Source organism: Pseudomonas sp. Leaf15 (assembly GCF_001421425.1).
In the GTDB taxonomy this organism is placed as follows: domain Bacteria; phylum Pseudomonadota; class Gammaproteobacteria; order Pseudomonadales; family Pseudomonadaceae; genus Aquipseudomonas; species Aquipseudomonas salomonii.
The window spans coordinates 410968-434987 of record NZ_LMKI01000033.1 but is presented as its reverse complement, the minus strand read 5'-3'; the positions used below and the strand labels follow the sequence as shown (position 1 = coordinate 434987).

The window sequence follows — 24020 nt, the reverse complement described above, 5'->3', positions numbered from 1 at the left end:
TTCCGGCAGGTCAAAAAACTATTGGAAATAACCTGCGACGCTTTCTGATCTAAAGCGCTCTGCCATCACCCTCGGCAATGGCAGAGCCGCGCTGTCAGTGTGCTTCGTCCCAGTTATCGCCCACGCCCACGTCCACCACCAATGGCACGTCCAGCTTGGCTGCCGCGCTCATATGCTCGCGGATCTTCTCGCTGACTTGCTCTACCAGATCCTCACGCACCTCAAGCACCAATTCATCGTGCACCTGCAGGATCACCTTGGCGTCCAGGCCCGACTCGGTCAGCCAGTTGTCCACCAGCACCATGGCTTTCTTGATGATATCCGCCGCGGTGCCTTGCATCGGCGCGTTGATCGCCGTGCGCTCAGCGGCCGCGCGTTCCTGGGGCTTGTTGGAGTTGATGTCCGGCAGGTACAGCCGACGCCCAAAGAAGGTTTCGACATAACCCTGGTCGGCCGCCTGGGCGCGGGTGCGCTCCATGTATTCACGAACGCCCGGGTAGCGCGCAAAGTACACATCAATGTAGGCCTTGGCGGTCTTGGTATCGACGCCAATGTCCTTGCCGAGCTTCTGCGCGCCCATGCCGTAGATCAGGCCAAAGTTAATGGCCTTGGCACTGCGGCGCTGGTTCGACGTGACTTCTGTCAGCTCAACCTTGAACACTTCGGCGGCGGTGGCGGTGTGCACGTCCAGGTCATTACGGAACGCATTCATCAGCCCCTCGTCCTTGGACAAATGCGCCATGATCCGCAGTTCGATCTGCGAATAGTCCGCCGCCAGCAACTTGTAGCCTTTAGGCGCGACAAACGCCTGGCGAATGCGCCGCCCTTCGGCAGTGCGCACCGGGATGTTCTGCAGGTTCGGATCACTGGACGACAAACGCCCGGTGGCCGCCACCGCCTGATGATAAGACGTGTGAATACGCCCGGTACGCGGGTTGATCTGCTCCGGCAGGCGATCGGTGTAGGTGCTTTTAAGCTTGCTCATGCTGCGGTACTGCATCAGCACCTTGGGCAGCAGGAAGTCATCTTCGGCCAGCTTGGCCAACACTTCTTCAGCCGTGGATGCCTGGCCTTTGCCGGTCTTTTTCAGTACCGGCAAACCGAGCTTCTCGTAGAGAATCGCCCCGAGTTGCTTGGGCGAGCCCAGGTTGAACGCTTCACCGGCGATCTCAAACGCCTGGCGCTCCAGCTCCACCATCTTGTTGCCCAGCTCGATACTCTGGATGCCCAGCAGCGCCTTATCCACCAGCGCGCCCTGGCGCTCGATACGCGCCAGCACCGGCACCAACGGAATTTCGATGTCGGTCAGCACACTGGCAAGGCTTGGAATGGCTTCAAGCTGTGCATGCAAAGCCTGGTGCAGGCGCAGCGTCACGTCGGCATCTTCGGCCGCGTAAGGCCCAGCTTGCTCAAGCGGGATCTGATCAAATGTCAGCTGCTTGGCGCCTCTGCCGGCGATGTCCTGGAAACTGACGGTGTCGTAGTCCAGGTACTTCTTGGCCAGGCTGTCCATGTCGTGCCGGGTCGCGGTGGAGTTCAGCACGTAGGATTCGAGCATGGTGTCGAAGGCAATGCCGCGCACGGTAATGCCGTTGGACTGGTCGCCGCCGATGGCACAGTTGGCCAGGATGTTCATGTCGAACTTGGCGTGCTGGCCAACCTTGAGCTTGGTCGCGTCTTCCAGCAACGGCTTCAAGGCCAGCAGTACCGTGTCACGGTCCAGTTGCTGCGGCGCACCGATGTAGGAATGGGTCAGCGGGATGTAGGCCGCTTCATGGGGCTGTACGGCAAAAGAGACGCCGACCAGTTGCGCCTGCTGCGCATCGATCCCCGTGGTTTCGGTGTCGAACGCGAACAATTTTGCCGCGTTGAGCTTTTTCAGCCAGGCGTCGAATGTCGCCTGGTCGAGGATGGTGGTGTAGGACGCCTCTGCGGGTGCCACGACTTCGACGGCTTCCTCAACAACTGGAGCAGCCTTGAGCTCAACGCGCTTGGCATCACGCTGGATTTCATCAAACCAGCTCTTGAACTCCAGCAGCGTGTACAGCTCCAGCAGCTTTTCGCGGTCCGGCTCGATCAGGTGTAAATCATCCAGGCCCACATCCAGCGGCACGTCGACCTTGATCGTCGCCAACTGATAGGACAGGAATGCCATCTCCTTATGCTCTTCCAGCTTGGCCGGCAGCGTCTTGGCACCACGGATGGGCAAGGTCGGCACGATATCCAACTGCTCATACAGCTCTTTGATGCCGCCATTCACGCCCACCAGCAAGCCGGAAGCCGTCTTCGGACCAATGCCCGGAACGCCTGGGATGTTGTCGGACGAATCGCCCATCAGCGCCAGATAATCGATGATCTGCTCCGGAGCGACACCGAATTTCTCCTTCACGCCCTCGATGTCCATCGAGCTACCGGTCATGGTGTTGACCAAGGTAATGTGCCCGTCGACCAGCTGCGCCATGTCCTTGTCGCCGGTAGAAATCACCACCGGGCGGCTGGCGGCCGCGCTGCTGCGGGCCAGGGTGCCGATCACATCATCGGCCTCGACGCCTTCAACGCACAGCAACGGGAAGCCCAGGGCGATCACGCTCTGGTGCAGGGGCTCGATTTGCAGGCGCATGTCATCGGGCATGCTCGGGCGGTTGGCCTTGTATTCGGCGTACATCTCATCGCGAAAGGTCCCACCCTTGGCGTCGAACACCACCGCGAACGGGCTGTTCGGGTACTGCTTGCGCAGGCTTTTGAGCATGTTCAACACGCCCTTGACCGCACCGGTGGGCAGGCCTTTGGACGTAGTCAGCGGTGGCAACGCGTGAAAGGCGCGGTACAGATAAGAAGAACCGTCCACCAGGACGAGGGGGGCTTGGCTCATGAGCAGGATCAACCTTTTCGGCGGGTCAGGCGCTAGAATAGCCGGACCAATGACGACAAAGGGACAAGGTTATCATGCGTACAGTAAATCGCCTGTTGTTGACCGGCTTGATTGCACTCACTCCGATAGTGGCCATGGCGGCAGATACTGCGCCGTCGGGCGACCCGGAAGTTACCATTCGCACGGAAGGCGACAAGACCATTCAGGAATACCGCCAGAATGGCTTCCTGTACGCAATCAAGGTGACGCAAAAAGGCTTTCCACCGTATTTCCTGGTGCGCGCGGACGGAACCGATGCGAACTTCATCCGCTCTGACCAGCCGGATATGCTGATCCCGTCATGGAAGATCTTCGAATGGAAATGATTTCTTAATTTTAACCGGCGCCGCACACCGCGGCGCCCGTACTGGCAGTTTAAACATGTCTGTGTTCACCCCCCTGGCTCGGCCCGAGCTGGAAACCTTTCTCGCCCCTTACGGGCTCGGCCGCCTGCTTGATTTCCAGGGGATTGCCGCGGGTAGCGAAAACACCAACTTCTTTATCAGCCTGGAACAGGGCGAATTCGTCCTGACCCTGGTTGAGCGCGGCCCTGTGGCGGAAATGCCGTTCTTCATTGAACTGCTCGATGTACTCCACGACGCCGACCTGCCGGTGCCTTACGCCCTGCGTACCACCGACGGCGTGGCACTTCGCGAACTCAAGGGCAAACCGGCGCTGTTGCAACCGCGCCTGGCCGGCAAGCACATCAAGGACGCCAACGCGCAGCATTGCGCCGAGGTCGGCGACCTGCTCGGCCACCTGCACCTGGCGACCCAAGGCGACAAAGTGCTGGAGCGCAAGACCGATCGCGGCCTGGAGTGGATGCTCACAGAGGGCGCGCAGCTTATTTCACACCTGAACGACGCCCAGCAGCGCCTGCTGCAAGCGGCCTTGAGCGAAATCCAAGCCCACAAGGCCGATATCCTCGCCCTGCCGCGCGCCAACGTGCACGCCGACTTGTTCCGCGACAACGCGATGTTCGAAGGCACGCACCTCACCGGCTTGATCGACTTCTACAACGCCTGCTCAGGCCCGATGCTGTACGACGTGGCCATCGCCTTGAATGATTGGTGCTCCGACGCCGATGGCGTGATTGATGGGCAACGCGCCCGCGCCTTGCTGGGCGCCTACGCGGGGCTGCGGCCGTTTACCGCCAAGGAGGCCGAGTTGTGGCCGACCCTGCTGCGCGTGGCGTGTGTACGCTTCTGGCTGTCACGCCTGATCGCCGCGGAATCGTTTGCCGGGCAGGATGTGCTGATCCATGACCCGGCCGAGTTCGAGCATCGGCTGGCGCAGCGTCAGCAGGTTACCGTCCACCTGCCGTTCGCGCTCTAGCACTCGACTCGGTCAATGTGGGAGCTGGCTTGTCGAATCGTCGCACCGCTGCGATAGCGGTGTCGACTGATACACCGCCATCGCAGGCAAGCCAGCTCCCACATGGGTTATGTATTTGCAGTTAGAGTGACTCCAGGCACCCGGCCAAGTCATTCCCCAGCTTCTCCAGCACCTGCTCGTAACCCTGCGACGTCGCCGGGGTATAGCCACCTAGCGCATCCAGCTCCGCCAATTTCACCGGCAAGCCCGCCACCAGTGTCTCGGCCAAACGCGGACGCAGCGGCGGCTCGCTGAACACGCAGGTCTTACCCACTTCCTGCAAACGCGTACGCATCGCCGCCACATGCTGGGCGCCCGGCTGCACTTCGGCGGCCACGCTGAACACGCCGGTGTGCTTGAGCCCGTAAGCGTCTTCGAAGTAGTCAAATGCCTCGTGGAATACGAAGTACGGCTTGTCGCCAACGCTGGACAGGCGAGCCTTCAATCGCGCATCCAACGCATCCAGGCGCTCATCGAACGCCTTCACGTTGCTCTGATAACGCGCAGCATTGTCCGGGTCGGCAGTACTCAGGTCAGACGCCATACGCGCCGCAATCACCCGAGCGTTGACCGTCGACAACCACAAGTGCGCATCCAGGCTGCCAGGGCGGTGATCGTGGTCGTGTTCGTCGGCATCATCGGCGTGGGAGTGGCTATCTTCGGCGAACCGACGCAATTTCATCCCAGGCAAGTCCTGAACTGCCACGGTCGGCAGGCTACGGCCCTTGAGTACGCGCGGCAGGAAGCTCTCCATATCCGGGCCGATCCAATACAACAGGTCCACCGACTGTACGCGCCGTACGTCGGATGGGCGCAACGCATAGTTATGCGGCGATGCGCCCGGCGGCAATAGCACCTCTGGAATCGCCACGCCGTCCTGCACAGCGGCGGCGATCAACTGCAGCGGTTTGATGCTGGTCAGCACCTTGACCTCAGCCTGAGCGGCCCCGGCGATGAACAAACTGGTGACAAATACGACAAAAACGGGAAAAAGTCGGGACACGATGACCACTCAATGGCGTAGGAACAGGTAACATAATAACGTCTCTATCAAATGTCTGTCGCCGCTCATGCCTAAAACACCGCTTGCCAGCCGTCCCCACGACCACTCTCACTGCGTGCACACCGCGCTGTCGGAGGCCGATACCCTGTGCGCGCAGAAAGGCTTGCGCCTGACCGCCCTGCGTCGTCGGGTGCTGGAGCTGGTGTGGCAAAGCCACAAGCCGCTGGGCGCCTACGACATTCTTGGCGTGCTCAGCGAGCAGGACGGCCGCCGTGCCGCGCCGCCGACGGTGTACCGCGCGCTGGACTTCCTGCTGGAAAACGGCCTGGTACACCGCATCGCCTCGCTCAACGCCTTTGTCGGCTGCAGCCACCCGGAACACGCGCACCAGGGCCAGTTCCTGATTTGCCGCGAGTGCCATGCCGCCATCGAGCTTGAACAAAAAAGCATCAGCGACGCCATCGTCAAAAGCTCCGCCGACGTGGGCTTCAAGGTCGAAGGGCAAACGGTCGAAGTGGTGGGGCTCTGCTCCGGTTGCCAGGGGGCTTGATGAGCAACGCGTTAATCCGCCTGGAGCAGGTTGGGGTCACGTTCGCCGGGCAAAATGTGCTGGATAACATCGCCCTGAGCGTGGAGCCGGGGCAGATCGTGACCCTGATCGGCCCCAATGGCGCCGGCAAGACCACGCTGGTGCGCGCCGTGCTTGGCCTGCTCAAGCCCGACACTGGCAGCGTGTGGCGCAAGCCCAAGCTGCGCGTCGGTTACATGCCGCAAAAATTACACGTCGATCCAACGCTGCCGCTGTCCGTACTGCGCTTCCTGCGCCTGGTGCCTGGCGTCGACCGCGCGCGCGCCCAGGCGGCGCTCAAGGAAGTCGGCGCCGAACAGGTCATCGACAGTCCGGTGCAGAGTATCTCCGGCGGCGAGATGCAGCGCGTACTGCTGGCCCGCGCCCTGTTGCGCGAACCCGAGCTGCTTGTCCTCGATGAGCCCGTTCAAGGCGTAGACGTTGCCGGCCAGGCCGAGCTGTACAGCCTGATCACCCGCCTGCGCGACCGCCACGGCTGCGGCGTGCTGATGGTCTCCCACGACTTGCACCTGGTGATGAGCACCACGGATCAAGTGGTGTGCCTCAACCGCCACGTGTGCTGCTCCGGCCACCCGGAACAGGTGAGCGGCGACCCGGCATTCGTCGAGCTGTTCGGCAAAAACGCCCAGAGCCTGGCGATTTACCACCACCATCACGACCACGCCCATGATTTGCATGGCGCCGTGGTCGACGATCCCGCTACGCCTCAACCCCATGTTCATGGAGATAGCTGCAAGCATGGCTGATTTTCTGCTCTACGCCCTGCTGGCAGGCTTGGCTTTGGCACTGGTGGCGGGCCCATTGGGCTCGTTCGTGGTCTGGCGGCGCATGGCCTACTTTGGCGACACGTTGTCGCATGCCGCGCTGCTGGGCGTGGCCATGGGGTTCTTGCTGGATGTAAGCCCGACCATCGCCGTCACCGTAGGCTGCCTGCTGCTGGCAGTGCTGCTGGTAACCCTGCAACAGCGCCAGCCGCTGGCCTCCGACACACTGCTGGGCATCCTCGCGCCAAGCACGCTGTCGCTGGGCCTGGTGGTGCTGAGCTTCATGCATGAAGTGCGCATCGACCTGATGGCCTACCTGTTCGGCGACCTGTTGGCGATCAGCCCCACCAATCTTGCCTGGATCCTCGGCGGCAGCGCCGCTGTGTTGGTGCTGCTGGTGACCCTGTGGCGCCCGTTGCTGGCAATTACCGTGCACGAAGAGCTGGCCACCGTGGAAGGCTTGCCCGTGCCGGCGCTGCGCATGACCCTGATGCTGTTGATCGCCGTGGTGATTGCTGTCGCAATGAAGATTGTCGGCGTATTGTTGATCACGTCGCTGTTGATCATTCCCGCAGCCGCCGCCCAGCGCCATGCCCGCTCACCCGAGCAGATGGCGATCGGCGCCAGCCTGCTGGGCATGCTCGCCGTGTGCGGGGGCCTGGCGCTGTCCTGGTTCAAGGACACGCCGGCCGGGCCGTCGATTGTGGTCACGGCCGCCGCCCTGTTTCTGCTGAGTTTTGTCCTGCCCCGTCGAGGGGTGTAGACTTGCTCGCTTTTTGCGCAAATAGAGAGTCGCAGGAATGAAGCCGTTCAACTCCCGTTATCTGCTCCTTGCCGCATTTTCCCTGCTGCTGGGCGCCTGCCAAAGCACACCGCCCGCCGCCCCCGAGGCGCAGGACCCGCGTGCTGCGGCCATCGCGCAGCTGGAGCAAAACCTGGCCAGCAGTGAACTGGCCACCGCCGAAGACGAGCTGGCCGCGCTGCAAGCCCAGTCGCCCAACGACCCGGCGCTGGAAAACTACCAGCGCCAGTTGGCCGAAGCCTACCTGCAGCGCAGCCAGATCGTGTTGCAAAAAGGTGATGTGAATGCCGCCGCTACGGCGTTAAGCCGCGCACGCGCCTTGATGCCCAAGGCTCCGGCGCTCACGGGCGGCGTCAACAGCGCCATCAGCCACGCCCGCAAAGCCGAGCTGGATAAAGCCGAAGCCGCCCTGAAAGCCGCTGAAGCCAAGCCACCCGCCAAGGTCATCGACCCGGCGGCTCAAAGCACCACGGTTGCGTTGAACCTCACCGATATTGAAGAACTTCGCCATCAGTTGGATGCGATCGCCACCGATGTGGTGAATTACCAGTGTGATGTGACCATTCAGGCGCCGCGCACGCAGGATTACCCGTGGTTGGCCACGTTGCTGACCAAACGTGTGAAGCGCATTGATTCAGCGTATGACCTGAAGATTCACCGGCAGATTGTGAAACACATCCCGGCGCAGGTTGTTTTAATTCCGCGCAAGGCAGAATAAAGCCATCGCAGGCAAGCCAGCTCCCACCTTTGAATGTATTCACAGTTCAAAAGGTGGGAGCTGGCTTGCCTGCGATAGCAATCTAACAAACAACCAAAAGCTTAAGCCGGAATCGCCTTGGCCTTAGGCTCCCGCGCCCACACCCGATGCTGCGCAATCGCCGCAAAGAATGCCTTGAACGCCTTGGCATCCGCGCCAACGATCAACCCCGCATCCGCCTCCAGCTTAAGCTGATCCAGCAACGGTTTGGCATCACTGGCAACCGCAATCGCCTTCAAGTGCTTGTACGCCTCCAACAGGAAGTGCAACGCCACGCCATCACCGCTCAGCGCCTTGATCGACTCTTTACCGCCCGGTACGAACACCGCATCAAACGCAACCGACGGCATGCCTTCCATCGACGCATCCACCGGCAGGCTCTTGCCATCCGCAGTCTTCACCGGTGCCGACGTCGGCCCCAGCACCTTGGCATGCGCACCTTCGGCGGCCAGCGCCGTCTTCAGCGCCGCGATCGCCGCGCCGTCCACACCGTTAGCCGCAAGAATCGCGACTTTGCGCGTTTTGATATCGCCCGACAGCAGGTTCACCTGGCTCAACGCCGGCGACTCTTTGAGCGACGTCTTGCGTGGCGGCACTGTGCCTTTGGTCGGCGCCGGCAAACCGAGGTTCTGCGCTACGCGCTTGGCCAGTTCCAGGTCGATATTGGCGAGGATCTCGTTGACCTGGCGTGCGCGAATAAACTCACGCTCCACCTTGCCCAACTCGAAGCTGTAGGCCGCGATGATGTGCTCTTTCTCGTGGTGGCTCATGCTGTGGAAAAACAGCGTGGCTTGCGAGAAATGGTCGCCGAACGACTCACTGCGCTCACGCACTTTGTTGGCGTCGACACGCTCGTAATACGTTTCGAACCCGCCATCTTGAGCCGCTGGTGGCGTTTCTTTCGGCCAACCGCCATCAATCGAGTTCGGCTCGTAGGACGCACGACCCTTGTCGATCACCGTGCGATGCTGGGCATCACGCTGGCCATTATGGAAAGGCGTGACCGGCCGGTTGATCGGCAGCTCATGAAAGTTCGGGCCACCGAGTCGGCTGATCTGCGTATCGGTGTAGGAAAACAGACGGCCTTGCAGCAGCGGGTCGTTGGTGAAGTCGATACCCGGCACGATATGGCCTGGGCAAAAGGCGACCTGTTCGACCTCGGCAAAGAAGTTGTCCGGGTTGCGGTTGAGCACCATTTTGCCCAGTGGCGTAATCGGCACCAGCTCTTCGGGGATGATCTTGGTCGGGTCGAGCAGGTCGAAATCGAACTTGTGCTCGTCCTCTTCGGCAACGATTTGCACGCCCAATTCCCACTCAGGGTAGTCGCCGCCCTCGATCGCTTCCCACAGGTCGCGACGGTGGTGGTCGGTGTCTTTACCGGCAAGCTTTTGCGCTTCGTCCCACACCAGCGAGCAGGTGCCGACTTTCGGGTGCCAGTGGAATTTAACGAAGCTGGACTTACCTTCGGTATTGATCAACCGGAAGGTGTGAATGCCAAACCCCTGCATGGAGCGCAGGCTTTTCGGAATGGCGCGGTCCGACATGGCCCACAGCACCATATGCGCCGATTCCGGCTGCAGCGAGACGAAATCCCAGAACGTATCGTGGGCCGAGCCGCCGGTAGGAATCTCGTTGTGCGGCTCAGGTTTTACCGCATGCACAAAGTCCGGAAACTTGATCGCATCCTGAATGAAGAAGATCGGCATGTTGTTGCCCACCAGATCGAAGTTGCCTTCGTCGGTGAAGAACTTCACGGCAAAGCCGCGCACGTCACGCACGGTATCGCCCGAACCACGCGGGCCCTGCACGGTAGAGAAACGCACGAACACCGGGGTTTTATGCTCCGGGTTACGCAGGAAACCAGCCTTGCTCAGCGCCGAATGGTTCTGATAGGTCTGGAAATAACCATGGGCGCCGGTGCCACGGGCATGCACGATGCGCTCCGGGATACGCTCATGGTCAAAGTGCGTGATTTTCTCACGCATGATGAAGTCTTCCAGCAGCGATGGGCCACGGGCGCCGACTTTAAGGGTGTTCTGGTTATCGGAAATCTTTACGCCTTGGTTGGTGCGCAGCGCCTGGCCGGTCGCATCGGAGCGAAACTCTTCCAGGGCCTGCAGCTTGGCGTTGGTGTTGCCACGGTCCAGGGTGTCGGTGCCCGCAAGCTCACTCTTGGGCGGGGTGGCTGGCTTCTTGGTACTCATCAGGCAAAACTCCTTAATCAAAGTGGCCAGAGCGGACCCCCGGCTCGTTTGAGCAAAACCCCAGGCACGGCACCTGAGGAAATCGCGTTGCTTAAGTAGTGACTGATGGGGTTTTTAGCCGTTCCTTTTTTATGACCTTTGATCGCGTTATTGCCAAATCGCTGGTTGAATGCGAAATAAATGCTAAGAAACGCTATACGGACAGGCTAAAATGCGCGCCCGGCTAACCGCTGATCCCTTTTCCATGCGCCCCACAAGGTTCGCTACGTGATCGAGTTTCATAACGTCCATAAAACCTACCGCGTCGCCGGTAAGGAAATCCCCGCACTGCACCCCACCAGCCTGCGCGTCGAAAACGGCCAGGTGTTCGGCCTGATTGGCCACTCCGGTGCGGGCAAAAGTACCCTGCTGCGCCTGATCAACCGGCTGGAACAGCCAAGCGGCGGTCAGATCAACGTCGACGGTGAAGAAGTCACCGCACTGGACGCCAACGGCCTGCGCCGTTTTCGTCAGCAAGTCGGGATGATCTTCCAGCACTTCAACCTGCTGGCGTCCAAGACCGTCGCCGACAACGTGGCCTTGCCGCTGACCCTGGCCGGCGAGTTGTCGCGTAAAGACATCGACCTGCGCGTGGCTGAACTGCTCGCCCGCGTGGGCCTGTCGGATCATGCCAAGAAGTACCCGGCGCAATTGTCCGGCGGCCAGAAGCAGCGCGTCGGCATTGCCCGCGCCCTGGCGACCAAACCGAAGATTTTGCTGTGCGACGAAGCCACCAGCGCCCTCGACCCGCAAACCACAGCCTCGGTGCTCAAGTTGTTGGCCGAGATCAACCGCGAGTTGAAGCTGACCATCGTATTGATCACCCATGAAATGGACGTGATCCGCCGCGTGTGCGACCAGGTGGCCGTGATGGACGCCGGCGTGATCGTCGAGCAAGGCTCGGTGGCCGAGGTGTTCCTGCACCCCAAGCACCCGACCACCAAGCGCTTCGTGCAGGAAGCCGAGCAAGTCGATGAAGGCGAGCAGCGTGATGCGTTTGCCCATGTGCCGGGCCGCATCGTGCGCCTGACGTTCCAGGGCGAAGCGACCTACGCGCCATTGCTGGGGACCGTCGCCCGCGAAACGGGAGTGGACTACAGCATCCTTGCCGGTCGTATCGACCACATCAAAGACACCCCCTACGGGCAACTGACCCTCGCCGTGACCGGTGGGGACATGGACGCCGCCTTCGCCCGCTTTACTGCGGCGGACGTCCACATGGAGGTTCTGCGCTAATGGAAGTCCTGTTGAGTTTCTTCGCCAATATCGACTGGTCCGAAATATGGCTGGCAACCGGCGACACCATGACCATGCTGTTCGGTTCGCTATTCTTCACCGTGGTGCTGGGCCTGCCGTTGGGCGTGCTGCTGTTCCTGACCAGCCCGCGCCAGCTGTTTGAACAAAAAGGCCTGTACGCGCTGCTGTCGCTGATCGTGAACATCCTGCGTTCGCTGCCGTTCATCATCCTGCTGATTGTGATGATCCCGTTCACTGTACTCATCACCGGCACTTCGCTGGGGGTGGCCGGCGCGATCCCGCCGCTGGTGGTAGGTGCGACGCCGTTCTTCGCGCGCCTGGTGGAAACCGCCTTGCGTGAAGTGGACCGCGGCATCATCGAGGCCACGCAGTCCATGGGCGCCAGCACGCGTCAGATCATTATCAACGCGCTGCTACCCGAAGCTCGCCCTGGCATTTTCGCGGCGATTACGGTGACGGCTATTACACTGGTTTCCTACACGGCCATGGCCGGTGTGGTAGGTGCCGGTGGCTTGGGTGACCTGGCGATCCGCTTCGGTTATCAGCGTTTCCAGACCGATGTGATGGTGGTCACCGTGGTGATGCTGTTAATCCTGGTGCAAATTCTGCAAACCGTCGGCGACAAGCTGGTGGTGCACTTTTCTCGAAAATAACGGCCATTGCCGGCCCCCGCCGGCACATGCCCGAACAAGGAGCTTGTTGGATGAAAAAACTACTGGTTGCTTTCGCCGCCGTTGCCGCGTTTTCTGCCCACGCTGCCGAGACTATTACAGTCGCTGCATCGCCGGTGCCCCACGCGGAAATCCTCGAATTCGTGAAGCCTGCACTCGCCAAAGAAGGCGTGGATTTGCAGGTCAAAGTCTTCACCGACTACGTGCAGCCAAACGTACAGGTGGCTGAAAAGCGCCTGGACGCCAACTTCTTCCAGCACCAGCCGTACCTGGATGAGTTCAACAAAGCCAAGGGCACTCACCTGGTGAGCGTTGGCGCGGTACACCTGGAACCCCTGGGCGCTTACTCCAGCAAGTACAAAAAGCTGGAAGACCTGCCAAGCGGCGCCAATGTCGTGATCCCGAACGACGCCACCAACGGCGGCCGCGCCCTGTTGCTGCTGGCCAAGCACAACCTGATCACCCTGAAGGACCCGACCAACATCCTGTCGACCATCAAGGACATCACCGCCAACCCGAAAAACCTGAAATTCCGCGAACTGGAAGCCGCGACCCTGCCGCGCGTGCTGACCCAGGTCGACCTGGCGCTGATCAACACCAACTACGCTCTTGAAGCCAAGCTGGACCCATCCAAGGATGCGCTGGTGATCGAAGGCAACGACTCGCCTTACGTGAACATCCTGGTGACCCGCGACGACAACAAGGATTCGGACGCGGTGAAGAAGCTGGTTGCAGCCCTGCACACGCCGGAAGTGAAAGCGTTCATTCTTGAGAAGTACAAAGGCGCGATTCTGCCGGCGTTCTGATCCAGAGCTACACCGTAAACCTAATGTGGGAGCGGGCTTGCCCGCGATAGCAGAGTGTCAGTCACCGAAGATGTTGACTGGCCTGCCGCTATCGCAGGCAAGCCAGCTCCCACATTTGTTTTGTGTTGTGATCGTTCCCACGCTCCGCGTGGGAATGCAGCCCGGGACGCTCTGCGTCCCGCTGTTGAGGCCGCGACGCAGAGCGTCACAGGAGGCATTCCCACGCAGAGCGTGGGAACGATCATTTGCGCTGGAGTAAAACCGGCAACTCAGCCACCAGCTTTGTGTGGCTTTTGCTGTCAGCGCAGGGCTGGCACCACCTCATGGGTCAACCATTGGCGCAGGCACCGATTCTCCGGGTAGTAGTGGTAGATAAGCAGCGCATAAACGCCAGACTCACTGACCATCAACGTCGGCGCACAGTGGCCATGAGTGATCAGCGGCAGGGTGTGTTGCTGGTCGGGATCGAGCTTGCGCAGTAACGCAAGGTTCAGGTGCAAGCCCATCAGATGGCCGATGTCGGAGGCGCTGAACCAGGGCTGGTCGTCTATCATCACCGCGTGCAGCTGGTGATGGTGGCGGGTGAAGACTTTGGGTGTGATCGGCGGATCAGGGGTAAGTGTTTGCACGGTCTAGCTCCTAACGTATCAAGGGACCGCCAAGCACTACTTCCACGTAATGGGTGGCGGCTGTACGCAGGTGTGGAAGACCGGGACGTTAGGCACCCGGCGCACTCGAAAGCGCCCCGCGCACAGCCACCATAAAACACAGACAAGAAAAAGCGCCTGACACTAGGTGGCGCTTTGTGCGCCTAACGATATAAGGGCTTCCACACCCTGTCACTGAATTTGCAGCGACAGGCCAAAGACTAGCCACCCCAAGACCGTCCAACAAGTTCACGCACAGCGCGATAACACGTGGGAAATCTCCGACGACACCCTGTTCAAACCTTGCACAAAATCCACTGTGGGAGCTGGCTTGCCTGCGATGGCGGTGGGTCAGCAACTGAGATGCAAGCTGGTCCACCGCCATCGCAGGCAAGCCAGCTCCCACAGGTGATTTGTGTTGTTGATTGGGGTGGCGACTGATCGTTCCCACGCTCCGCGTGGGAATGCAGCCCGGGACGCTCTGCGTCCCGCTGTTGAGGTCGCGACGCAGAGCGTCACAGGAGGCGTTCCCACGCAGAGCGTGGGAACGATCATTTGCGCTGTAGCAAACCCGGCAACTGCGCCACCAGCTTCTGGTTGTTCAACGGCGCACGAATAAACCCACGCTGCGTGCCGTCCGGGCCGATCAGCGCCAGGTTGCCGCTGTGGTCCACGGTGTAGTTGGGCTTGCTGGTATCGGCCGGAATAAACGGAATGCTCACCGCATTCGAAACCTTCTGCACATCTTCCACATTCGCGCCGGTCAGGCCTTCGAATTGCGGGTCGAAGTAGCCCAGGTATTGCTTGAGCTGAGTCGGTGTGTCGCGGTTCGGGTCGACGCTGACCAGGATCACCTGCAACTTATCCACCGCCTCTTTAGGCAGCTCGCTCTTGATCTGGCGCAGTTGCGCGAGGGTGGTCGGGCAGATGTCGGGGCAGAAGGTGTAGCCGAAGAACAGCAGGCTCCATTTGCCTTTCAACTCGTTGACCACCACCGGCTGGCCGTCCTGATTGGTCATGGTCACCGGCGGCAGCTGGCGGCTTTGCGGCAGCAGGATAATGCCGGCGTCGATCAGTGCGGTAGGGTCGCCCTGGCCTTTGCCGCTGAGCACTTTGTTAACGGTCAGGCCCATGATCAACGCGACGATGGCCACCAGGATAAAGACGGTTTTTTGAGTTCGAGTCATAGGTTCAACAATAGGTAGTGGTCGACGAGCAGCGCGATAAACAGCAGCAGCAAGTACCAGATAGAGTACTTGAAGGTGTTGATCGCCGCGTGCGGCTTGCTGCCACGGTACAGCACCCAGGCCCATTGCAGAAAGCGCCCGCCCAATACCAGCGCACACGCCAGGTACAGCAGGCCGCTCATATGGATCACATAGGGCATGAAGCTCACCGCCAGCAGGGCGAAGGTGTAGAGCAGGATATGCACCTTGGTGTAGTGCTCGCCGTGGGTGACCGGCAGCATCGGGATATCGGCCTTGGCGTATTCCTCTTTGCGGTGAATGGCCAGGGCCCAGAAGTGCGGCGGGGTCCAGGCGAAGATGATCAGCACCAGCAGCAGCGGCTCGGCACTGACATGCCCGGTGACAGCCACCCAGCCGAGCAGCGGCGGCGCGGCACCGGCCAGGCCGCCGATGACGATATTTTGTGGCGTGGCGCGCTTGAGAAAGCCGGTGTAGATCACCGCGTAACCCAGCAATGAGGCCAACGTGAGCCAGGCCGCCAAGGGGTTAGTGAACGCCAGCAACAAGGCCAAACCTGCAACAGCCAGAAACAATGCAAAGGCCAATGCCGCCACGGGCGACACGCGCCCTTCTGCCAACGGCCGTTTATGGGTGCGCGCCATCACCGCGTCGATCCGCCGGTCCACCACATGGTTGACCGCTGCCGCGCCACCGGCGCACAGGGCAATGCCCAAATTGCCGAATACCAGCACCGTCCACGGCACCCCGGCGCGGGTCGCGAGGAACATGCCCACCAAGGACGTGATGAGCATCAGCACCACCACTTTCGGCTTGGTCAGCTCCAGGTAATCCCGCCAGATCGCCCGATCGTGACGCGCGCCGATCAAGGTCGCCATGGCATCTCTCCTTTAAGGGTGATGAGGCCCGATACATGTTTGCGCGGGATAAAGCGCCAGCCAAACGGCAGCTGATTGCGCACCCGGACCAGGCTGGTACGGGCGTGGTAATTGACCAGCACCAGCGTGAGCAATAAACCCGCCCCACCGGCGTTATGCCCGACCGCTACCGGCAACGGCAGGCCGAACGCCACATTGCTCACGCCCAGGCAGATTTGCGCTGCCAGCGCGATCAGCAACAGGCCCGACAGCCGCGTCATGCCGACTGCGCGCAATTGCCAGGCCAGGCCCAGCAGCACCAGCGTCACCAGCACCGCGCCGATGCGATGGGTCAGGTGGATGGCCGTGCGCGCTTCACTGTCGAGCTGGCCACCGAGGTAATTGGGGCCGATATGCTGGGTGAGGTGAAACCCGTTGGCAAAGTCCGCCGCCGGCCACCACTCGCCATGGCACGTCGGCAAGTCGACACAGGCCACGGCCGCGTAGTTGGAACTGACCCAGCCGCCCAGCGCGATCTGCCCGATCACCAGCACCAACCCAGCTGTCGCCCAATATTGCAGGCGCTTGGGCACGATCAATGCGGGCAACACGCCGGACAGGCGCAAGGTGAGCAAAAACAACAGGCTCAATGTGGCAAAGCCGCCGAGCAAATGCCCCGTGACCACTTGCGGCCACAACTTCAGCGTCACCGTCCACATCCCGAACGCCGCCTGGGCAAACACCACCGCCAACACAAACAGCGGCAATTTCACTGGCTGCCCAGGATCACGCCGATGGCGCCACGAGCGCGCCGCCAGCAGCACGATCAGCAAGCCCAAGGTGCCGGCAAAGTAGCGATGGGTCATCTCGGCCCAGCCCTTGTCGGCCTCTACCGGCGTATCGGGAAAATGCAGCTCGGCATGCGCCAGCTGGGCTTCGCTTTGCGGCACGCTGATAAACCCGTAGCAGCCGGGCCAGTCCGGGCAGCCGAGGCCGGCGTGGGTCAGGCGCGTATAGGCGCCGAGCAGCACGACCAGCAGCGCCAGCAAGGTGGCAAACAACGCTAGGCGAAATCCAGGTTTGGCCATGACGATGCCCTTATCCGATGTTCGACAGTTTCAGCAGCAGGCGCAGGTCATTGAGCAAGTCCTTGCCCTTGACCTTGGCGTCGTAGCGCAGCACCAGATTGCCGTGCGGGTCGACGATCCACAGTTGCGCCTCGCCCGGCGCGGCGGCGTTTTTACTGAAGGTGGTCAGGTCCAGCGGGTAGCGCTGCAGTTGCGGGTACTCGGCCTTGAGCTTGGCGTCGTAATCCGTGCTCACCGGCTGCGCGCTGGCCAGGGCATGGCTGGCGCGGGAGGCATCGCGACCCAGACTGATTTGCAGCTGGCGCGCCAGGTACACCAGTTGCTGGCAGTCGGCGGCGCAGGCGGTGGGCGCGGTAACCAGCAGTTGCCAACGCTCTTCATCGGCCTGCACGCCGATGTCGGCGCGAGTCTGGCCGTTGCCGATCATCTCGCCGTGGTAACTGCGGCTGTCCGGCACCCAGAACTGCAACTTGTACATAAAGGTGGCGAGCGCCATCGGGCCGATCACCATCATCAGGATCAAAATCAGCTGCCAGCGGCCTTTGCGCCGGTCGGGCGCCTCAGACGTGCTGGGTGGATTCATGGCCGCTCCCATGGGGTTTCTCCTTTTTGTTATGCCATCCGAGGTAGAGGTAAAGCGCCAGCAACGCCAGTGCCATGGCGAACCACTGCACGGCGTAGCCCAAGTGTTTTTCCGGGCCCATGGCGACCACCGGCCAGGTCGTGTCGTAGGTGCCGGGGCCAGGTTCGGCGCGCAACTCAAAGGCAAAACCGCTGCGTCCCAACTCCGCCCAAAGCGCGGCGGGATGCAGCGCGGTCAGCAAGCGCGGCCATTGCGTGGTGGCGGGGTCGGCATGCAGTTGGAAGGTTTCGCCGGGCGCGACGTACACCCAGGCGTCCAGATTCAACGGTTGTTCCGGCGTGGTGAACATCGGCGGCGTGCGCCGGTCCGGCCAGGGCAGCCAGCCGCGATTGAGCAACAGCCATTCGCCGCTGGCCTGGTCGTGAAAGGGTTGCAAGAGCTCAACACCGGCCTTGCCGTCGCGCATGCGGTTATCGAGCAGCACGCTGTGTTCGGCGTCGAATTGGCCGCGCAGGCGCACGCGGCGGAAGGCCGGGTCGGCCATGCCATCAAGTTGCACGCTGCTGATCGGCTCAGCCACACGCCGTTCGGCATAGCTGTCCACCAGCAGCTGTTTTTCATGCCCGCGAGCCAGTTGCCAGAACCCCAGGCCCACCATCAACGGCAGCAGCACAAGCACCACCAGCGTGGGAGCGAGCCCTGGGCGAAAGTCTTTTATGGCGCTGGCTATACTTGTTTTCATTGCCCGCCTTTTCATTGCCCGCCCATCCGAATGGAACCTGACCATGCTCAAAGCAGCCATTGCCCTGATGCTGATCGCGACTGTCGTGAGCCTGTTCAGTGGCTTGTTCTTTCTGGTCAAGGACGAGGGCAACTCCAACCGCCTCGTCACTGCCTTGACCGTGCGTGTTGTACTGGCCGCGATCACCGTGGGCTTGATCGCCTGGGGCTTTTTCAGCGGCCAGTTGGTCTCTCATGCACCGTGGTAAAACGCCTCACAGCACATAAACGAAGAAAAACAGGCCGATCCACACCACATCCACAAAGTGCCAGTACCAACTGGCCGCCTCGAAACCGAACTGGTGCTCGGCGTTGAAGTGCCCCTTGAGGATGCGCATCAACATCACGAACAGAATGATGGTGCCGATGGTCACGTGGGCGCCGTGAAAGCCGGTGAGCATGAAGAACGTCGCGCCGTACACGCCCGAGCCGAGGGTCAGGCCCAGCTCTTTGTAAGCGTGCATGTACTCCTCGGCCTGAAAGCCCAGGAACGCCCAACCCAGCAGCACGGTCAGCGCCAGCCAGATTTTCAGCGCACCGCGATGGCCCTTGCGCAACGCGTGGTGAGCGATGGTGATGGTCACGCTGGAGCTGACCAGCAAGATCGTATTGACCAGCGGCAAGCCCCACGGGCTGATGGTGCCTTCGGGCGGCGGGTACATTTTCGGGTCAGGGTTGTTGAGCAGCGGCCAGGCAAATTCGAAGTTCGGCCACAACATGTGCGCAACGCCCTTGGAGCCTTCGCCCGCCAGCCATGGCGCGGACATATGCCGCACATAAAACAGTGCACCGAAGAACGCGATAAAGAACATCACCTCGGAAAAGATGAACCAGGTCATGCCCCAGCGGAACGAGCGGTCCATCTGCGGGCTGTACAAACCGGCGCGGCTTTCCTTGATGACCGCGCCGAACCAGCCGAACAGCATGTAGGCCAGCAACAGCCCGCCGACGAAAAAGATCCACGGGCCGTGGGATTCCGGGCGCGCCGCCTTGAGGTCGTTGAACCACACGGCCAGGCCGTACACCGTGATCAACATGCCAAACGTAGCAATTATTGGCCATTTGCTTTGCGCTGGTACGTAGTACGTATCATGAGACGACATGTATTCGCTCTCCTGATTGAGGGGGCAAACAGTAGCTAGCCGCCGGTACGGACGGCCACCGGCGGTTGGCGCGCAGTGATGTCAAACAGCGTGTATGCCAGGGTCAAATGCTTCACATCCTTGGGCATGGCGCGATCGACGATAAAGCGCACGGGCATTTCTATGCGCTGACCTGGCTGCAGCACTTGCTGGGTGAAGCAAAAACATTCGGTCTTGTGGAAATACATCGCCGCTTCGGCCGGGGAAATACTCGGTACGGCCTGGGCGGTCATGGGTTTATCTGTGGGGTTGTAGGCCACGAACAGCATCTCGGTGACAGCGCCAGGGTTGACCACGACCTCATCGGCTTTGGAGTGGAATTCCCAGACCATGTCGATGGCATTGGTGGACATGAACTGCACGCGCACCTGACGCGTAGGGTCCACCAACTGCTCGCCTTCGTACTGCCCGGCGGTCTTGCCGTTGATGCCGAACGCCTTGCACATCACGTCGTAGATCGGCACCAGGGCAAAGCCGAAGGCGAACATGGCCACGACCAGGATCAGCAGGCGAGTGACCAGGCGCTTGATGGGGACGGACTCAAGCATGGCGCTCACCCGCTTCTGGTTTTTCTGTGGGAGCTGGCTTGCCTGCGACTAGGCCCAGCCAGGCAATACATTCGGCGCCTGACACACCGCTATCGCAGGCAAGCCAGCTCCCACAGGACACCGAGTCGACCTGCATCAAGGCGTTCACTTGACCTCCGGCGGCGTCGTAAACGTGTGATACGGCGCAGGCGAGGGGACGCTCCATTCCAGGCCTTCGGCGCCGTCCCACGGTTTGGCCGGCGCCGGCGGGCCGCCACGGATGCACTTGATCACGATAAACAGGAAGAAGATCTGCGTGGCGCCGAACATGAACGCGCCAATCGAGGAAACCATGTTGAAGTCGGCGAACTGCAGGTTGTAGTCCGGCACCCGGCGCGGCATGCCGGCCAGCCCGACAAAGTGCATCGGGAAGAACGCCATGTTCATGCCCACAAAAGACAGCCAGAAGTGCAGCTTGCCCAGGGTTTCGTCGTACATGTGGCCGGTCCATTTCGGCAGCCAGTAGTAGGCCGAGGCGAAGATGCCGAAAATCGCCCCGGGCACCAGTACGTAATGGAAGTGCGCCACCACAAAGTAGGTGTCGTGGTACTGGAAGTCCGCCGGAGCAATCGCCAGCATCAGCCCGGAGAACCCGCCGATGGTGAACAGAATCACAAAAGCCACGGCAAACAGCATCGGTGTCTCGAAGGTCAGCGAGCCTTGCCACATGGTGCTCACCCAGTTGAACACCTTCACACCCGTGGGCACTGCGATCAGCAGCGTCGCGTACATGAAGAACAGCTCGCCTACCAGCGGAATACCCACCACGAACATGTGGTGCGCCCACACGATAAACGACAGAAACGCGATACTCGCCGTGGCGTAGACCATCGAGGTGTAGCCAAACAGTGGTTTGCGCGAAAAGGTCGGGATGATCGAACTGACGGCGCCAAACGCCGGCAGGATCATGATGTACACCTCGGGGTGGCCGAAGAACCAGAACACATGCTGGAACAGCACCGGGTCACCGCCACCGGCCGCACTGAAAAAGCTGGTGCCGAAGTGGATGTCCATCAACATCATGGTCACGCAACCGGCCAGCACCGGCATCACCGCGATGAGCAGGAAGGCGGTAATCAGCCAGGTCCAGACGAACAGCGGCATTTTCATCAAGGTCATGCCAGGCGCGCGCAGGTTGAGGATGGTGGCGACCACGTTGATCGCGCCCATGATCGAGCTGATGCCCATCAGGTGAATGGCAAAGATGAAAAACGTCACGCTTTCCGGCGCGTAGGTGGTGGAGAGTGGGGCGTAGAAGGTCCAGCCGAAGTTCGGCCCGCCGCCCGGCGTGAATAACGTGGAGACCAGCAGCAGGAACGCTGCCGGCAACAGCCAGAAACTGAAGTTGTTCATGCGCGGCAAGGCCATGTCCGGCGCGCCGATCATCAGCGGTATCATCCAGTTGGCCAGGCCGACGAACGCCGGCATCACCGCGCCAAACACCATGATCAAGCCGTGCATGGTGGTCATCTGGTTGAAGAACGCCGGCTGCACGATCTGCAGGCCGGGCTGGAACAGCTCGGCGCGGATCACCATGGCGAATGAGCCACCGAGCAGAAACATGGTGAAGGCGAACCACAGGTACATCGTGCCGATGTCTTTGTGGTTGGTGGTCAGCACCCAGCGCATCAAGCCTTTGGCGGGGCCGTGGGCATGGTCGGCATGACCATGGTCGATCACAGTGCTCATGGCCGTTCTCCTGCAAAGGAAGGGGCTGTGCGGTTCAGGGCATACGCAGTTGAGGCCGTCATTTGCTTTCCGCCTGTTTCAGAGCCAGCACGTCTTTGGGCGTGACCATGTCGCCTTTGTTGTTGCCCCAGGCGTTGCGCTCGTAGGTGACCACGGCGGCGATATCGACTTCCGACAACTGTTTGCCGAACGCCGCCATGGCGGTTCCGGGCTTGCCGAAATACACGCGGTGCAGGTGGTCTTCCTTGGGCCCGATGGCAATCAGCGAGCCTTTGAGCGCCGGGAACATCGGCGGCAGGCCCTGGCCTTCGGCCTGGTGACAGGCCACGCAGGTGGTGTGGTAAACCTTGTCGCCACGCGCCACCAGCTCATCCAGCGTCCACTCTTTGGAGGTCAGTTCCTTGAGCTTGGCGGCTTCTGCTTTGCGCTCGCCCAGCCAGGTGTCGTAGTCGGCCTTGGATTTGACCTCGACCACGATCGGCATGAAACCGTGGTCCTTACCGCACAGCTCTGCGCACTGACCACGGTAAATGCCGGGCTTCTCGACCCGGGTCCAGGCCTCGTTGACGAAACCGGGGATCGCATCGCGCTTGACCGCAAAGGCCGGCACCCACCAGGAGTGGATCACGTCGGCGGCCGTCACCAGAAAGCGCACCTTGGCGCCCACCGGCAGCACCAGCGGCTGGTCGACTTCGAGCAAGTAGTGCTCGCCCTTCGTCGCCTGGTTATGGATCTGCTCGGCGGGCGTGGCCAGGTTGCTGAAGAACTCCACGTCCTGGCCCAGGTATTTGTAGTGCCACTTCCACTGATAGCCGGTGACCTGGATATCGATATCCGACTCACTGCTGTCGTAGATATTGATCAGGGTTTTGGTCGCCGGAATGGCCATGGCCACCAGGATCAGCAAGGGCACCACGGTCCAGAGGATTTCCACGGTGGTGCTCTCGTGGAACTTGGCCGCCACCTGGCCCGTGGACCGGCGGTGCAGGATCATCGACCAGAACATCGCGCCAAACACGACGATGCCGATTACCACACAGATCCAGAAAATGGTCATGTGCAGGTCAAACACGGCGTGACTGACTTCAGTAGCCCCTGGCGCCATATTCGTTGTCCAGGCGGCGTGCGCCTGGCCGAATACTGACCACAACAGTAGGCCCATCCAAACGTGTGGATGTCGCGTCATTGCGGGTTCCCCTTTATGTTTCTTGTTATCCCGCCGGTTTGCACCTGCGGCGAAGGGAGCGGCTTCCATACTGCTTACAACCGCCAAGCCTTGCCTGCGTCATGCAGTTGGGCGTCATCAGCTAATTGCGTACAAACCCGAGTATAGACAGCGCCTGCAACCCCGCAATGTGTAGGGGCAAATGAGCAAAAACAGACGGGCGGCCCCAATAAACCCGGGGGCGCAAACGTTTATCCGACGAACGATGGCATTTCGATATAACGCACACGCATAACCATGAAATAATTATGACAAATGCGTCTTAGGCGCTCGTATAAACGAGCTACCTTATCCTCTCCTTTTCCTACGCCTGTTTCACTGGAGCCTTCATGAACACCGCCGCATTGCGCGAGCAGATTTCCCGTGCCCATCAACACGAAGCCACTACGGGCCAGCTTGCCCAGCAACTGGAAAAACAATTGCCGCACCTGCATTCGGCCATTTCCCTGGCTGACGGTGATCGCAACATTGTCATGACCCGCTTTGTCACTGCCTACATCGAACTGGTTCCGGACTTGCTGGAAGCCGCCAACGATGTGGCCCGCGAAGCCGGTATCGAAAGCCAGATCAAACCGGTGCTGAAAATCGCCGAGCATTTCTTCCTGCAGCCGCCTGCAATCCTGGCCGGCCATGAAGGCCTCGACAGCCTGCTGGATGAGGCCTACCTGGCTCACCGCTTGGTTGAAGAGGTCAACGACCTGTATATCAAGCATTTCGGCCAGCCGTTGATTCCGGCGGATACCACCGTCGCCAACTTGATTGCCCATCAACTGATCGGTGAGCAATTCGCCAATCAACTGGATGAAGCGGTGCATTTGGCGGTGGATGAGATGCTCAACGAAGAGAGCTTTGCGCTGGAGTCGGTTGAGGCGTATCGCGAAACACTCAAGAGCCCGAACACGGAAGCGGCGTGGAAGCGCTGGCCGTGCCTGTCGCGGCAGTTGGGCGTTGAATTGGCACTGGATCAGCCAGCCTGATTTTCAAGCCAACATAGATCTGAATGTGGGAGCGGGCTTGCTCGCGAAAGCGCTGTGTCAGCC

At 60.8% G+C, this 24020-nt stretch carries 24 protein-coding genes; 11 read left to right on the top strand and 13 right to left on the bottom strand.

Translation table 11 applies throughout. The features are described from left to right. Positions 1-94: 94 nt before the first annotated feature. Positions 95-2872 (bottom strand): DNA polymerase I, encoded by a 2778-nt coding sequence (gene polA, locus ASE80_RS23470; protein ID WP_056861012.1) that lies wholly within the window; start codon positions 2870-2872, stop codon positions 95-97. 74 nt (positions 2873-2946) lie between these two features. On the opposite strand from polA, the gene ASE80_RS23465 reads away from it, so the two are divergent. Together ASE80_RS23465 and ASE80_RS23460 are read left to right on the top strand one after the other, a co-directional pair. Then, positions 2947-3237: a DUF2782 domain-containing protein gene (locus ASE80_RS23465; protein WP_017139093.1), complete on the top strand. Its 291-nt coding sequence runs from the start codon at positions 2947-2949 to the stop codon at positions 3235-3237. Positions 3238-3292: 55 nt separating this feature from the next. Continuing rightward, positions 3293-4246: a homoserine kinase gene (locus tag ASE80_RS23460; RefSeq protein ID WP_056861011.1), complete on the top strand. Its 954-nt coding sequence runs from the start codon at positions 3293-3295 to the stop codon at positions 4244-4246. A gap of 121 nt (positions 4247-4367) precedes the next feature. On the opposite strand, the gene ASE80_RS23455 is transcribed toward ASE80_RS23460, so the two are convergent. Further along, the gene (locus ASE80_RS23455; protein WP_056861010.1) at positions 4368-5297 is read right to left on the bottom strand and encodes a zinc ABC transporter substrate-binding protein ZnuA; all 930 of its coding nucleotides are present in this window, start codon (positions 5295-5297) and stop codon (positions 4368-4370) included. 58 nt (positions 5298-5355) lie between these two features. Here ASE80_RS23455 and zur point away from each other — a divergent pair, with 58 nt between their 5' ends. The 4 genes from zur to ASE80_RS23435 are packed head-to-tail and all read left to right on the top strand — an operon-like array spanning position 5356 to position 8161. After that, on the top strand, positions 5356-5838 hold the full coding sequence (zur, locus tag ASE80_RS23450; protein ID WP_056861009.1) for a zinc uptake transcriptional repressor Zur: 483 nt from the start codon (positions 5356-5358) through the stop codon (positions 5836-5838). Further along, a complete protein-coding gene (znuC, locus tag ASE80_RS23445; protein ID WP_056861008.1) occupies positions 5838-6623 on the top strand; it encodes a zinc ABC transporter ATP-binding protein ZnuC in 786 nt (261 codons plus the stop codon). The genes zur and znuC overlap by 1 nt, the downstream gene beginning before the upstream one ends. After that, positions 6616-7404: a zinc ABC transporter permease subunit ZnuB gene (gene znuB / locus ASE80_RS23440; protein WP_056861007.1), complete on the top strand. Its 789-nt coding sequence runs from the start codon at positions 6616-6618 to the stop codon at positions 7402-7404. Before znuC ends, znuB begins: the two co-directional genes overlap by 8 nt. Before the next feature lie 37 nt (positions 7405-7441). After that, positions 7442-8161: a PA5502 family lipoprotein gene (locus ASE80_RS23435; protein ID WP_056861006.1), complete on the top strand. Its 720-nt coding sequence runs from the start codon at positions 7442-7444 to the stop codon at positions 8159-8161. Between the two features lie 101 nt (positions 8162-8262). Here the strand turns inward: ASE80_RS23435 and katE are convergent, their stop codons facing one another. After that, complete coding sequence (katE, locus tag ASE80_RS23430; protein ID WP_056861005.1) at positions 8263-10404, bottom strand: catalase HPII; 2142 nt, start codon at positions 10402-10404, stop codon at positions 8263-8265. Positions 10405-10671: 267 nt separating this feature from the next. Between katE and ASE80_RS23425 the strand changes: the two genes are divergently transcribed. Genes ASE80_RS23425 through ASE80_RS23415 form a run of 3 tightly spaced genes read left to right on the top strand, consistent with a single transcriptional unit; the run spans position 10672 to position 13177 of the window. After that, positions 10672-11679, top strand: coding sequence for a methionine ABC transporter ATP-binding protein (locus ASE80_RS23425; RefSeq protein WP_056861004.1), 1008 nt, complete (start codon positions 10672-10674; stop codon positions 11677-11679). Further along, positions 11679-12353 (top strand): methionine ABC transporter permease, encoded by a 675-nt coding sequence (locus ASE80_RS23420; RefSeq protein WP_056861003.1) that lies wholly within the window; start codon positions 11679-11681, stop codon positions 12351-12353. Before ASE80_RS23425 ends, ASE80_RS23420 begins: the two co-directional genes overlap by 1 nt. Before the next feature lie 50 nt (positions 12354-12403). Beyond that, the gene (locus tag ASE80_RS23415; protein ID WP_056861002.1) at positions 12404-13177 is read left to right on the top strand and encodes a MetQ/NlpA family ABC transporter substrate-binding protein; all 774 of its coding nucleotides are present in this window, start codon (positions 12404-12406) and stop codon (positions 13175-13177) included. A gap of 299 nt (positions 13178-13476) precedes the next feature. Here the strand turns inward: ASE80_RS23415 and ASE80_RS23410 are convergent, their stop codons facing one another. The 6 genes from ASE80_RS23410 to ASE80_RS23385 form a co-directional block, all read right to left on the bottom strand. Then, the gene (locus ASE80_RS23410) at positions 13477-13806 is read right to left on the bottom strand and encodes a BRO-N domain-containing protein (RefSeq protein WP_056861001.1); all 330 of its coding nucleotides are present in this window, start codon (positions 13804-13806) and stop codon (positions 13477-13479) included. 569 nt (positions 13807-14375) lie between these two features. After that, positions 14376-15011 (bottom strand): SCO family protein, encoded by a 636-nt coding sequence (locus ASE80_RS23405; protein WP_056861000.1) that lies wholly within the window; start codon positions 15009-15011, stop codon positions 14376-14378. After that, positions 15008-15907 carry a heme o synthase gene (cyoE, locus tag ASE80_RS23400; protein WP_017137894.1) on the bottom strand — a complete coding sequence of 300 codons (900 nt, stop codon included), beginning with the start codon at positions 15905-15907 and terminating at the stop codon, positions 15008-15010. Before cyoE ends, ASE80_RS23405 begins: the two co-directional genes overlap by 4 nt. Continuing rightward, positions 15895-16974, bottom strand: coding sequence for a COX15/CtaA family protein (locus ASE80_RS23395; RefSeq protein ID WP_056860999.1), 1080 nt, complete (start codon positions 16972-16974; stop codon positions 15895-15897). Before ASE80_RS23395 ends, cyoE begins: the two co-directional genes overlap by 13 nt. Positions 16975-16984: 10 nt before the next feature. Continuing rightward, positions 16985-17569, bottom strand: coding sequence for a hypothetical protein (locus tag ASE80_RS23390; protein WP_056860998.1), 585 nt, complete (start codon positions 17567-17569; stop codon positions 16985-16987). Beyond that, positions 17535-18299 carry an SURF1 family protein gene (locus ASE80_RS23385; RefSeq protein ID WP_056860997.1) on the bottom strand — a complete coding sequence of 255 codons (765 nt, stop codon included), beginning with the start codon at positions 18297-18299 and terminating at the stop codon, positions 17535-17537. Before ASE80_RS23385 ends, ASE80_RS23390 begins: the two co-directional genes overlap by 35 nt. Before the next feature lie 43 nt (positions 18300-18342). Here ASE80_RS23385 and ASE80_RS23380 point away from each other — a divergent pair, with 43 nt between their 5' ends. Beyond that, positions 18343-18546: a twin transmembrane helix small protein gene (locus ASE80_RS23380; RefSeq protein WP_016969525.1), complete on the top strand. Its 204-nt coding sequence runs from the start codon at positions 18343-18345 to the stop codon at positions 18544-18546. 6 nt (positions 18547-18552) lie between these two features. Here ASE80_RS23380 and ASE80_RS23375 read toward each other — a convergent pair whose 3' ends face one another. From ASE80_RS23375 to coxB, 4 genes are all read right to left on the bottom strand, one after another. Beyond that, complete coding sequence (locus ASE80_RS23375) at positions 18553-19440, bottom strand: cytochrome c oxidase subunit 3 (RefSeq protein WP_017137899.1); 888 nt, start codon at positions 19438-19440, stop codon at positions 18553-18555. Between the two features lie 35 nt (positions 19441-19475). Further along, positions 19476-20027, bottom strand: coding sequence for a cytochrome c oxidase assembly protein (locus ASE80_RS23370; protein WP_056860996.1), 552 nt, complete (start codon positions 20025-20027; stop codon positions 19476-19478). Between the two features lie 144 nt (positions 20028-20171). Next, the gene (gene ctaD / locus ASE80_RS23365) at positions 20172-21755 is read right to left on the bottom strand and encodes a cytochrome c oxidase subunit I (RefSeq protein WP_003187339.1); all 1584 of its coding nucleotides are present in this window, start codon (positions 21753-21755) and stop codon (positions 20172-20174) included. A gap of 58 nt (positions 21756-21813) precedes the next feature. Then, complete coding sequence (coxB, locus tag ASE80_RS23360; protein ID WP_056860995.1) at positions 21814-22941, bottom strand: cytochrome c oxidase subunit II; 1128 nt, start codon at positions 22939-22941, stop codon at positions 21814-21816. Between the two features lie 368 nt (positions 22942-23309). Here coxB and ASE80_RS23355 point away from each other — a divergent pair, with 368 nt between their 5' ends. After that, a complete protein-coding gene (locus tag ASE80_RS23355; RefSeq protein WP_056860994.1) occupies positions 23310-23957 on the top strand; it encodes a hypothetical protein in 648 nt (215 codons plus the stop codon). The last annotated feature ends 63 nt before the right edge of the window (positions 23958-24020 follow it).

Excerpts from the sequence above, each read along its gene's own strand:
- polA (WP_056861012.1), bottom strand. The coding sequence starts at position 2,872 with ATGAGCCAAGCCCCCCTCGTCCTGGTGGACGGTTCTTCTTATCTGTAC.
- ASE80_RS23465 (WP_017139093.1), top strand. The coding sequence starts at position 2,947 with ATGCGTACAGTAAATCGCCTGTTGTTGACCGGCTTGATTGCACTCACT.
- ASE80_RS23460 (WP_056861011.1), top strand. The coding sequence starts at position 3,293 with ATGTCTGTGTTCACCCCCCTGGCTCGGCCCGAGCTGGAAACCTTTCTC.
- zur (WP_056861009.1), top strand. The coding sequence starts at position 5,356 with ATGCCTAAAACACCGCTTGCCAGCCGTCCCCACGACCACTCTCACTGC.
- znuC (WP_056861008.1), top strand. The coding sequence starts at position 5,838 with ATGAGCAACGCGTTAATCCGCCTGGAGCAGGTTGGGGTCACGTTCGCC.
- znuB (WP_056861007.1), top strand. The coding sequence starts at position 6,616 with ATGGCTGATTTTCTGCTCTACGCCCTGCTGGCAGGCTTGGCTTTGGCA.
- ASE80_RS23435 (WP_056861006.1), top strand. The coding sequence starts at position 7,442 with ATGAAGCCGTTCAACTCCCGTTATCTGCTCCTTGCCGCATTTTCCCTG.
- katE (WP_056861005.1), bottom strand. The coding sequence starts at position 10,404 with ATGAGTACCAAGAAGCCAGCCACCCCGCCCAAGAGTGAGCTTGCGGGC.
- ASE80_RS23420 (WP_056861003.1), top strand. The coding sequence starts at position 11,679 with ATGGAAGTCCTGTTGAGTTTCTTCGCCAATATCGACTGGTCCGAAATA.
- ASE80_RS23415 (WP_056861002.1), top strand. The coding sequence starts at position 12,404 with ATGAAAAAACTACTGGTTGCTTTCGCCGCCGTTGCCGCGTTTTCTGCC.
- ASE80_RS23405 (WP_056861000.1), bottom strand. The coding sequence starts at position 15,011 with ATGACTCGAACTCAAAAAACCGTCTTTATCCTGGTGGCCATCGTCGCG.
- cyoE (WP_017137894.1), bottom strand. The coding sequence starts at position 15,907 with ATGGCGACCTTGATCGGCGCGCGTCACGATCGGGCGATCTGGCGGGAT.
- ASE80_RS23395 (WP_056860999.1), bottom strand. The coding sequence starts at position 16,974 with ATGGCCAAACCTGGATTTCGCCTAGCGTTGTTTGCCACCTTGCTGGCG.
- ASE80_RS23390 (WP_056860998.1), bottom strand. The coding sequence starts at position 17,569 with ATGGGAGCGGCCATGAATCCACCCAGCACGTCTGAGGCGCCCGACCGG.
- ASE80_RS23385 (WP_056860997.1), bottom strand. The coding sequence starts at position 18,299 with ATGAAAACAAGTATAGCCAGCGCCATAAAAGACTTTCGCCCAGGGCTC.
- ASE80_RS23380 (WP_016969525.1), top strand. The coding sequence starts at position 18,343 with ATGCTCAAAGCAGCCATTGCCCTGATGCTGATCGCGACTGTCGTGAGC.
- ASE80_RS23375 (WP_017137899.1), bottom strand. The coding sequence starts at position 19,440 with ATGTCGTCTCATGATACGTACTACGTACCAGCGCAAAGCAAATGGCCA.
- ASE80_RS23370 (WP_056860996.1), bottom strand. The coding sequence starts at position 20,027 with ATGCTTGAGTCCGTCCCCATCAAGCGCCTGGTCACTCGCCTGCTGATC.
- ctaD (WP_003187339.1), bottom strand. The coding sequence starts at position 21,755 with ATGAGCACTGTGATCGACCATGGTCATGCCGACCATGCCCACGGCCCC.
- coxB (WP_056860995.1), bottom strand. The coding sequence starts at position 22,941 with ATGACGCGACATCCACACGTTTGGATGGGCCTACTGTTGTGGTCAGTA.
- ASE80_RS23355 (WP_056860994.1), top strand. The coding sequence starts at position 23,310 with ATGAACACCGCCGCATTGCGCGAGCAGATTTCCCGTGCCCATCAACAC.